We start from the raw sequence: 9,475 nt of genomic DNA, 5'->3' as shown, positions 1-9,475 counted from the left end.
CTTCGTGATGATGTTGACTATTGCGCTGAAGGCGTCGGTCCCGTACAGGGCCGAGCCCGGGCCGCGTATGACCTCAACCCTCTTGACGTTATCGACGCTCAGGCTGTCGTGGGGCCATATCGCCCCGCCCCCCAGGGTGTTTATTGAGACGCCGTCTATCAGGAACTTTACCTGCTCCGCGCGGAAGCCGAGTATCCCCCTTACCTCGATAGTGTCGGGGCCGTAGAAGCTCTTGGAGATGGCGATGCCCGGCACGCGCTTAAGCACGTCCATGATGTCGCGCGCGCCCATGTTGCGGATGTCCCTTGCGGTAAAGACGGTGGCTACGGCCGGGGCCCTCTGAAGGGTCTGGGGCTGCTTGGTGGCGGTTACGATGAGGTCTTTTTCTTCGAAGAATAGAAGGAGCTCTTCGGAGGGCGCGGCGGCGACCCGCTCACCTTCGGCTGAGACTTCACCGGGGGAGTGGCTTGCGCGCATCATGCCTGTCTGGCCTGCCGGGCTTGACACTACCGGATATGGAGGGGGAAAATATCTATAAGAGGGAACTCCGGAGTCGTCCGCTGCTCCGCCTTCAACCGCAAAGGCATTTGCGGGCAAGAGAAGCAAAAGTGGCAGGAGTGCCCGGAATATCAGTTTCTTAATCACGGCTAACGGCTCCCATTGGATGTTATAGTTGCTGAACTTCCCGATGGAGTGCCTCAGTAGCTGTGTACTCCGGGTGCTCATGCATTTTACGCATACCGCACAACGAGAGCGGACTCCCGGAGAAGGTGCGAGAAAATTATAGTATTATAATCCGAATTTGTAAAGGGCTGTCTCTGACCTGCCCCCAAATAATTGATCCACTCCCGGAGTGAACTTCTACGCATTAATTACCCGCGGAGCTATTGCTTCCGGGGCCGGTGGTCGATAGCCCGGAGAGCTGTGCGGCCTGATCTGATTGTACTCCTGCCTCCAGTGCATAGTCAATACCTTTACCTATAGGGGGTGCGTGTCCCGGACGCGTGCGCGCGAGATTCCTCTTGAGGACGCATCTGATAAATCGTAAACTTTACGGATGATCCGGATAACCGATGATATCTTCATAGACGATAGCGAGATAAAAGAGGTGTTCATCCGCTCAGGCGGGCCGGGGGGCCAGCACGTAAACAAGGTCTCTACGGCGGTACAGCTCCGCTTCGACATAAACGGCTCAAAACTCCCCCGGGATATAAAAGAGAGGCTCGTCCGCCTGGGGGGCAAGAGGGTCACGGACGGCGGGATACTCATCATCTCTTCAAGGGGTTCGAGGAAGAGGGAGCTTAACAGGGTCGATGCGGTCGATAAGCTCGTCGCGCTTATCAGGGAGGCCTGTGAGAGGCCGATAAGGCGGGTAAAGACAAAACCGTCCAGGGCTAAAAGGGAGAAGAGGATCGAGGAGAAAAAGGTGCGGGGAGGCACCAAGAAGATGAGGCGGAAGGTGAGAGAGGAAGATTAGCCGAACCTCTTATCCTCACCGCCGGACTTTTCCGGGTGCGAAGCATTTAGATGTATGGTATCATCCCCTGCTATGCTACAGGTATCCGGCCTTTCAAAGTCCTATCATAACGTATCCCTCTTCGAGGACGTCACCTTCTCCGTCGGCAGAGGCGAGATCGTCGGCCTCGTCGGCCGGAACGGTTCGGGCAAGTCCACCCTCGTTAAGATAATCGCGGGGTTCGAAGACCATGACAAAGGAGAGTTCACTACGCCAAAGGGCTATAAGCTTGGCTACCTGGACCAGCATATTCACTTCACCAAAGATACGCTGATAGAAGAGTGCTGCCAGGAGCTTGCTGAAGACGAGCAGTACGACCATTACAAGGCCGAAAAGCTCCTCTTCGGCCTCGGTTTTATGGAGGGCGACCTCCACCAGCCGCCGTCGGTGTTCTCCGGGGGCTTTCAGCTCCGCATAAACCTCGTCAAGACCCTGCTCCGGGACCCGGACCTCCTCCTCCTCGACGAGCCCACAAACTACCTCGACATCCTGAGCCTTCGTTGGCTGCGGCGGTTTTTAAAGGCATTCCGGGGAGAGGTGATCATCATAACCCACGACCGTCAGTTCATGGATACCGTAACGACCCATACCATGGGTATCCACCGGGGGCGCCTTACCAAGACCAGGGGGCCGACCGATAAGTACTACGCCCAGATATTGATGGACGAGGAGGTCCACGAAAGGACCCGTCAAAAGCAGAAGAACAAGGTCAAGGAACTGCAGAACTTTGTAGACAGGTTCGGGGCCAAGGCCTCCAAGGCCTCACAGGCCAAGTCCAAAGTACGCCAGATAGAAAAGATGAACGTTCTAAGCGAGATCGCGCCAGAATACAAGCTCGGCTTTCGCTTCAACTATAAGGCCACCCACGCAAAAACAGTTATGGAGGTGGAAGAGCTTGCTTTCTCATACACGGGTGTTGCAGATGACAACCTCTTCGAGGGCCTCTCCTTTCAGATAAGGCCGGGGGACAGGCTCGCCGTCATCGGCAAGAACGGCAAGGGCAAGACGACACTTTTGAATATATTGGCCGGGACGCTCAAGCCCACCGTGGGTTCCGTCAACCTCTCGCCAGCGACCGCCGTCGGCTACTACCAGCAGACGCACCGTAAGGAGCTCAACCCGCAAAACACTGTGGTCGAAGAGATAGCAAAGGCCGGCCCGGCCCTCCATACCTCTCGGGTCCGGGCAATCTGCGGGGCAATGCTCTTTTCCGGGGACCTGGCCGAGAAGAAGATATCCGTGCTCTCCGGCGGAGAGCAGAGCCGGGTGCTCCTGGGTAAGATACTTGCCCGTCCCGCGAACCTCCTCTTACTGGACGAGCCCTCCAACCACCTCGATATGGACTCCATCCAGGTTATGACCCAGGAGGTGTCGAACTTTAAGGGCGGAGTCGTCATCGTTACCCATGACGAGGAGATACTGGGGCGCCTGGCCAACAAGCTCGTTATCTTTCATGAAGACAGGGCCGTATTCTTTGACGGTACCTACCAGGACTTTCTGGATACCACGGGCTGGGAGGAAGAGGCCTCACATGGGCGCGCGGGGGGCGCGGCGGACGCAGCGGCGTCGAAGTATAAAAATGATAAGCCGCCGAAGAGCCCTTCAAAGGGTCGGAGGTCGGACCCGGCCAAAGAAGAGAAGCGCAAACTAAAGGCCCTTACAAGGGAGCATGAAGATATGGAAAAGGAGATCAAGGCGTTGGAAGCCGACCTTGAAGATAAAAACAACGAGGCTCAGAAGTTGGTCCGTGAAGGTGGAAAGGGGGCAAAGATCCGGGAGCTATACAAGACCATCGGAGGAGTCCAGTCGAAGATCGACGCCAAATACCTGGAGATGGAAGAGCTCTTCGAGCGGATAGACAGTCTGAAGACCACAGTCTGACGTAGAACAATTCGGCCTTCGGCCGGGTGCGCTATCACCTCCCCCTTCCCTTCCACAGCGCACTCTTCCTCAAGTACCACCACCCGTTGAAGCCGCAGAGGAGGACGGTCAGGAGAAGCAAGGAAGAGGGGGGTAGCTCCACGTAGATGAGTTCTTCTACGTAGTGGACGATGAAGGAGCCGGTGTAGGCAAGCGAGGGGTCGTGTCTTGCCCTCGCCCAGAGCTCCAAATGGGTAAGCGGGCAGTACCAGCCGAACGCGTTGAGCACGAGGGCGAAGGCGAGCCCCGAGACGTGGACTACCATTATAATTCTGTTCTTTACCCCGAGGAATGCACCGAAGAGCAGGAAGATAATCCAGAGGAGGTGGGTAAGCACCACCATGTCCGCGAAGAGCTTGTAGAGCATTACGGATACGGGTAGCGGACCTCTCTACTCATACCTGAGCGCCTCTATCGGGTCCATCTTCGAGGCCTTCCATGCCGGGTATATGCCGAAGACGAGGCCCACGACCCCGGAGAAGACAAAGGCCAGGACCACCGACTCGGGCGTTATGATGGTATCCCACTGGCCCCAGCGCGATATCCCGACGCTCAGCGCCGCCCCGAGCCCCACGCCGGCGACCCCGCCGGTGGCGGTTATGGTCATGGCCTCAATCAGGAACTGCCTCAGTATATCCTTCCTCCTCGCCCCCACGGCCATGCGGAGCCCTATCTCGCGCGTCCTCTCCGTAACCGAGACGAGCATTATGTTCATCACCCCTATGCCACCCACAAGGAGCGAGATCGCGGCTATGCCGGCAAGGAGCGCGGTAAACGTCCCGGCCGTCTCCTCGAGCGTCTTTATGAACTCGGTATAGTCCCGTATCGAAAAATCACTCTCCACGTCCGGCCCTATCCGGTGGCGCGAGCGGAGCAGCCTCTCGATCGAGCCCTTCACCGCCGGTATATCCTCGACCCTTCCCACCTGTATGTAGACGTCGTTTACGAAGTCCTGGGTGAAGAGCCTTTTCTGCGAGGTGGTGATGGGGATAAAGACCTGGTCGTCCGGGTCGCGCCACGAGGTCTGGCCCTTGGACTCGAGTACGCCTATTACCAGGAAGCTCTGGCCCTCGACCCTTATGTTCTTGCCCACGGCCACGCCCCGGCCGAAGATCTCATCCCTGACCGTCGTACCTATTACGGCCACTTTCCCGGCGAGCTTTACCTCCCTCTGGTTAAAGAAGCGGCCCGTGGCGACCTTGAAGTTGTTTACCGCGAGGAACTCGGGCGTGGTGCCCCTTATAAGGGTGGTCGCGTTCTTGTTGGTGTACTTTACCATCGCCATGTTGCTTACCGTGGGGCTTACCCGCTTGACCCCCGGGGTGTCCTCTATGGCGCGGGCGTCTTTGACGGTGAGCGTCTCGACCGAGCCAGAGGCTATGTAGCCGAGTCGGGCCGCCCCGGGCCGTACCCGGAGGAGGTTCGTGCCCATCCGTGTTATCGAATCGGCGACCTGCTTCTTGGCCCCCTCGCCGAGCGAGATCATGGCGATTATGGCGCCCACGCCTATTATGACCCCGAGCATCGTGAGCACGGTCCGCATCTTGTTGGCCACGATGCCCCGGAAGGCGACCTTTATGAGTTGGAGGAAAAGCATGGCTACCTGTTACGGGTGTCGGACAGTATAAGTCCGTCCCGGATGGTCACGACCCTCTGGCTGTGGTCGGCGACCTCTTGTTCGTGCGTGACGATAATAACGGTGGTGCCCTTTTTGTTAAGCTCCTTGAATATTCCCATTATCTCTTCGCCGGTGCGGGTGTCGAGGTTCCCGGTGGGCTCGTCGGCGAGGATGAGCGGCGGGTCCAGTACCACGGCCCTCGCTATCGCGACCCTCTGGCACTCGCCGCCGGAGAGCTCGTTGGGTCTGTGGGCGACGCGGTGGCCGAGGCCCACCTCATCGAGGGCCCCCTTTGCCGTATCAAGGGTGTTGTCGAAGCCGGCATAGATGAGCGGAAGCTCTACGTTCTCAACCGCCGTGTGGCGGCCGAGCAGGTTGAAGGTCTGGAAGACGAAGCCGATATTGCGGTTACGGACGGCGGCGAGTGCGTCGTCGTCCATCTCGTCGACCTTCGTGCCGTTTAAGACGTAGGAGCCGGAGGTGGGCCTGTCGAGGCACCCCATGAGGTTCATGAGCGTGCTCTTGCCGCTCCCGGACGGCCCCATGATCGAGACGAACTCGCCCGCGGATATATCGAGGTCCACGCCCCTCAAGGCCTTGACGGCTACCTCGCCGGAGGCGTAGGACCTGGTAATTCCCTTAAGCTCTATCACGTGCCCTTAGTGGCGGCGGTATAAGCGTCTCTTTTTCGAGCCACTTTTATTATCCTCGTCCCCGGCGTATCCGGAGATTATGACCTCGTCCCCTTCCTTAAGACCTTCGGTAACCTCGGTGGTTATGCCGTCGGTCTTCCCGGTCTTTATCGGCGCCCAGGCGGGTCCGGCGGCGGCCGGTATGTAGACCCCGGTCTCCTTATTCTCTACCCTTACGGCCTCGGAAGGGATGAGCAGCGTCCCCTGGATACGGTCGGTGGCTATCTCCACGTTCGCCGACATGCCCGGCATGAGGCCGGTCTTCTTCTCTTCGGTTATATCCACGACCACGTCGAAGACCGTAACGGTCCTCTCCACCCTGCCCTTGGGCGCTATCCTGGCTATACGTCCGGCAAAGAGCCTGTCGGGCCAGGAGTCCACGGTGATACCCACGCTCTGGCCCACGACGACTTGACCTATGTCCACCTCGTCCACCATCGCGCCCACGTATAGGTGCGCGAGGTCGGCCATGGTAAAGAGCGTGGTCCCCTCGGATACCGAGGAGATGGTGGAGGAGATTACCTGACCTTCCTCGACGAGCTTTATAAGTACCGTACCGCCGAGCGGCGCCCTTATCTCGGTGTCTTCGAGCCTGTCTTCGGCCTCCCGGAGGACCTCTGTGGCCCTCAAAAGCTCGGCCTCGGCTATCGTGATCTCGCTCTGCGCCTTCTCGAAGGCTATGACGCTGTCGTCGAGTTCTTGCCTCGATATGACGCCCTTCTCAAAGAGTGGTTCCTTCCTTTTCTTCTTGAGCGTGGTGTCCTTTAACGAGACCCTGGCCCGATCGAGCTTACCTTCGGCCATTAGCCTGTCCGCCCGTGCCTGGTTCACGCGCGACTTCTCGGTGGCCGGGTCGAGCCTTACCACCACCCGCCCTTTTTCAAGCGTATCGCCCTCGTTAAAGGGAAAGCTCAATATCTCACCGGCGGCTTTGCTCTTTACCTCTACCTCTACGTAGGGCGTTATAACGCCTGTGGCCGCGACGACCACGACGAGGTCTCCCCGAAGGACCTTTCCCGTCTTAAGGCGCAGCGGGGGCTCGCCGTTGCCGGTAAGGACCGGAGCGAGGAAGTATACGGCTATTGCCGCCATAGCGGCAACCACCGTTATTATTACGGCACTTTTCTTCATCGTCCGCTCATCTCTACACCCTGAACTTCCTCCGGCAGGCGGAACTCTATCCCCCTCTTATCGAGGAGCGTCCCCTCCTCGCGGAGGAACACGGTGACCGCGCTCGCGTAGTCTATGAGGGCGTCTATCTCGGAAAGTTTCGCCTCTTCGAGGTCTTCCTGCATCTCCAGCACGTTGTAGGTGGTGGAAAGCCCGGCCTCGAGCTTCACCTCCTCCGCTATAAGGGTCTCCTCGGCGAACCTGGTCGAGACCTTCGCGGCCCCGAACCTCTCCCGGCTCGTATGGAGTTCTTTTATGGCGTTGTCGAGCGCTACGACAATCTCCTGTTCGAGGCGCTTTAGCTTGAAGAGCGCCGCCTCGCTCTCAAGGCGGGCGATACGCTCTTCGCTCCTTGCCGTCCTGTTGCCGAGCGGGTAGCGGAAGACCACCCCCACCCCCCACTGCGGGTTGCTGTCCATGCCCTCGATCGAGTTATTGAAACTCGTCCCGAGGCCATTGTAGCCGAAGCTGGCCTCGAGGTCTACCTCGGGGAAGCGCTGGTTTTCGGCGTACTTGATCCTGATATCGTTTTTTTCGAGCTCGGCCCTGAGCTCGTTATAGTCGGGCCGTACCTCGACGGCCTTCCTAACGCCCTCCTGCAGGCTGGGCTCCATGGGCCAAAGCGTCGGTGGGGGTGGGGCGTCGGTGGGGACTATTTCAGTATCCCGGAGGCCGTAGACGTCTCCGGAGATAAGGAGTTTTAGCGCGTTCTCCCCCTCGCTTACGAGTTTTCCGGCCGAGATGAGCGCCTCTCTCCTGGTGGCCACCCCGGCCTCGGCCTGCGTTACCTCGAGGGCGGAAGCCACCCCGGCCTCGAACTTACTCCGGTTGAGCTCCAAAAGCTCCTCGGCCAACTTAAGCGATTCACTCTTTACACGGAGCTCCTCCCTCGTGAGCACTAACTCCCAGTAGGTGAGCTCGAACTCGGAGACCGTATCTATTATCCGCTGTTTCAGCCTGTGCACGGAGATGTCCCGCTCCTTTTTCGCGAGACCTATTTCGAACAGGGTGGCGTCCCTGCCGAAGCCCTTAAGGAGCGGCTGTGTCAGCCTTAGCCCGGCAAAGGTGTCGTGCTCGGTGTCGAAGTCGTTCAGCGTGTCCTTGGTCCACTCGTCGTCGAACTCGAGCGAGTACTCTGTGCCGAGCGTCGTCATGGCCGAGACCCCCATGTTAAGCGTATAGACCCTCGACTCCATGGAGGAGATGCTTCCCGCGGCCGTGCTGGAGCGGGAGTTGAGCGGCCTCTTCGAATCGTTGTAGTTAAGCGAGGTAAAGACCTCCCTGTCGAAGATACCCCACCCGCCCTCGACCCGGGCCGTCTCTATCCGGGGCTTTATCCTCTCCACCACTATATCGAGGTTGTGCTTGAGCAGCATGGCTATACCCTCCTCGATCGAAAGCTCCATCGTGGCGGGGGCGGGGGTGGTGGCGGCAGCCAGCCCCGCGCCGGGTGTTACGCCGTGGAGGGCCAACGCTGTCAAAAGAAAGTATCCGGCTTTGGAGGGCATGGGTATAGTTAAGGCAAGCTCTTCAAGGCGGAAGGTAAGATAGTCCCGCCGGTCACTGTTTGGGTCACCGGAGGAGCACCTTCCTCGGCCGGATCGAGACGGAGTGGTCTTTCATGGGGAAGTACCCTTCCATTGCGTGGAGCCTGTTTTGTTTTTCGAGCCGGTTGTATATCCTGACCCACGCGCATTCGTTAGAGGTGTCCGCCTCGCACATACCGTCGGCCACGCCTCCGCAGGGGCCGTTAAGGAGGGCCTTCGGGCATTCGGTGTGCGGGCATATGCCGGCCGTCCTGTCGAGTACGCACTCCCCGCAGAGCGAGCAGCCCTCGAAGAACCTCCCCTGCCTCTCCACGGTCGCGAGGAAAAAGCTGTCGAGCGCGGGCAGGACGGGCTGGGACTCTTCGGCGTTATCGGCAACGGTCCTAACCCCGGCGCCGCAGGCGAGCACCAGCACGGCGTCGGCCGCCTTTGCCTCGGGCTTGAGCCGGAACTCCCTCCTCACGATCTGGTTATAGCAGGTCTCGTCCGGGAGCGAGTCCCCGAGGACTTCAAACCCTTCTTCCTTGAGTACCGCGGCCATCTCGTCGAGTTCAACCCTGCCGCCGGTCTTGCACTGCTCGGCGCACGAGTTGCACCCGAAGAGGTAAACGGTCTTTTTCCCCCGGAGGCTCTCGACTATACCGGCAATATCCTTTTTCTCCGTTATGATCATGGGGAACTCCCTTTCTTTGCCGCCTCTACGGTATTTTTCAAAAGCATGGCTATGGTCATGGGTCCCACGCCTCCGGGTACAGGAGTTATGTAGGAGGCCCTCTCGGAGGCCGCCTCGAACTCCACGTCGCCGACGAGTTTTCCCTCGTCGGTCCGGTTCATGCCGACGTCTATAACGACGGCCCCCTCCTTTATCCACTCCCCCTTCACAAGCTCGGCGCTGCCTACGGCCGCCACCACTACGTCCGCGGCGCGGACCTTGCCGGGAAGGTCGACGGTCCTCGAGTGGCAGAGCGTTACGGTCGCGTGTCTCTTAAGGAGCATCAGCGCAACGGGCTTT

The 9,475-nt window shown here is 59.0% G+C and carries 10 protein-coding genes and 1 pseudogene; 2 read left to right on the top strand and 9 right to left on the bottom strand.

Translation table 11 applies throughout. From position 1 onward, the window contains the following. Together V3W31_04575 and V3W31_04570 are read right to left on the bottom strand one after the other, a co-directional pair. Nucleotides 1–480, bottom strand: a 480-nt coding sequence (locus V3W31_04575; protein MEE9614214.1) for a TonB-dependent receptor plug domain-containing protein, incomplete at its 3' end; no start/stop codon positions are given. 381 nt (nucleotides 481–861) lie between these two features. Continuing rightward, nucleotides 862–975 (bottom strand): annotated as a pseudogene (locus tag V3W31_04570) (integrase core domain-containing protein). An 82-nt stretch (nucleotides 976–1,057) separates the two neighbouring features. Here V3W31_04570 and arfB point away from each other — a divergent pair. Further along, nucleotides 1,058–1,477: an alternative ribosome rescue aminoacyl-tRNA hydrolase ArfB gene (gene arfB, locus V3W31_04565; GenBank protein MEE9614213.1), complete on the top strand. Its 420-nt coding sequence runs from the start codon at nucleotides 1,058–1,060 to the stop codon at nucleotides 1,475–1,477. 72 nt (nucleotides 1,478–1,549) lie between these two features. Further along, entirely contained in the window at nucleotides 1,550–3,397 is a 1,848-nt protein-coding gene (locus tag V3W31_04560) for an ABC-F family ATP-binding cassette domain-containing protein (GenBank protein MEE9614212.1), read from the top strand. Nucleotides 3,398–3,431: 34 nt separating this feature from the next. Here the strand turns inward: V3W31_04560 and V3W31_04555 are convergent, their stop codons facing one another. From V3W31_04555 to V3W31_04525, 7 genes are all read right to left on the bottom strand, one after another. After that, nucleotides 3,432–3,803 carry a DUF2784 domain-containing protein gene (locus V3W31_04555; GenBank protein MEE9614211.1) on the bottom strand — a complete coding sequence of 124 codons (372 nt, stop codon included), beginning with the start codon at nucleotides 3,801–3,803 and terminating at the stop codon, nucleotides 3,432–3,434. 24 nt (nucleotides 3,804–3,827) lie between these two features. Further along, nucleotides 3,828–5,033, bottom strand: coding sequence for an ABC transporter permease (locus V3W31_04550; GenBank protein MEE9614210.1), 1,206 nt, complete (start codon nucleotides 5,031–5,033; stop codon nucleotides 3,828–3,830). A 2-nt stretch (nucleotides 5,034–5,035) separates the two neighbouring features. Further along, nucleotides 5,036–5,707, bottom strand: coding sequence for an ABC transporter ATP-binding protein (locus tag V3W31_04545; protein MEE9614209.1), 672 nt, complete (start codon nucleotides 5,705–5,707; stop codon nucleotides 5,036–5,038). A 6-nt stretch (nucleotides 5,708–5,713) separates the two neighbouring features. Further along, the gene (locus V3W31_04540; GenBank protein MEE9614208.1) at nucleotides 5,714–6,877 is read right to left on the bottom strand and encodes an efflux RND transporter periplasmic adaptor subunit; all 1,164 of its coding nucleotides are present in this window, start codon (nucleotides 6,875–6,877) and stop codon (nucleotides 5,714–5,716) included. Further along, on the bottom strand, nucleotides 6,874–8,397 hold the full coding sequence (locus V3W31_04535; protein ID MEE9614207.1) for a TolC family protein: 1,524 nt from the start codon (nucleotides 8,395–8,397) through the stop codon (nucleotides 6,874–6,876). Before V3W31_04535 ends, V3W31_04540 begins: the two co-directional genes overlap by 4 nt. 91 nt (nucleotides 8,398–8,488) lie before the next feature. Then, entirely contained in the window at nucleotides 8,489–9,136 is a 648-nt protein-coding gene (locus tag V3W31_04530; GenBank protein MEE9614206.1) for a methylenetetrahydrofolate reductase C-terminal domain-containing protein, read from the bottom strand. Then, nucleotides 9,133–9,475, bottom strand: a 343-nt coding sequence (locus V3W31_04525) for a bifunctional 5,10-methylene-tetrahydrofolate dehydrogenase/5,10-methylene-tetrahydrofolate cyclohydrolase (protein ID MEE9614205.1), incomplete at its 5' end; no start/stop codon positions are given. The genes V3W31_04530 and V3W31_04525, both read right to left, overlap by 4 nt.

It is taken from the genome of Thermodesulfobacteriota bacterium (genome assembly GCA_036482575.1).
Classification (GTDB): Bacteria; Desulfobacterota; GWC2-55-46; order GWC2-55-46; family JAUVFY01; genus JAZGJJ01.
Note: the sequence above shows the minus strand (reverse complement) of the source record. Positions and strands in the feature narration are given on the sequence as shown.

Coding starts and splice junctions, on each gene's coding strand:
- arfB (MEE9614213.1), top strand. CDS start 1,058: ATGATCCGGATAACCGATGATATCTTCATAGACGATAGCGAGATAAAA.
- V3W31_04560 (MEE9614212.1), top strand. CDS start 1,550: ATGCTACAGGTATCCGGCCTTTCAAAGTCCTATCATAACGTATCCCTC.
- V3W31_04555 (MEE9614211.1), bottom strand. CDS start 3,803: ATGCTCTACAAGCTCTTCGCGGACATGGTGGTGCTTACCCACCTCCTC.
- V3W31_04550 (MEE9614210.1), bottom strand. CDS start 5,033: ATGCTTTTCCTCCAACTCATAAAGGTCGCCTTCCGGGGCATCGTGGCC.
- V3W31_04540 (MEE9614208.1), bottom strand. CDS start 6,877: ATGAAGAAAAGTGCCGTAATAATAACGGTGGTTGCCGCTATGGCGGCA.
- V3W31_04530 (MEE9614206.1), bottom strand. CDS start 9,136: ATGATCATAACGGAGAAAAAGGATATTGCCGGTATAGTCGAGAGCCTC.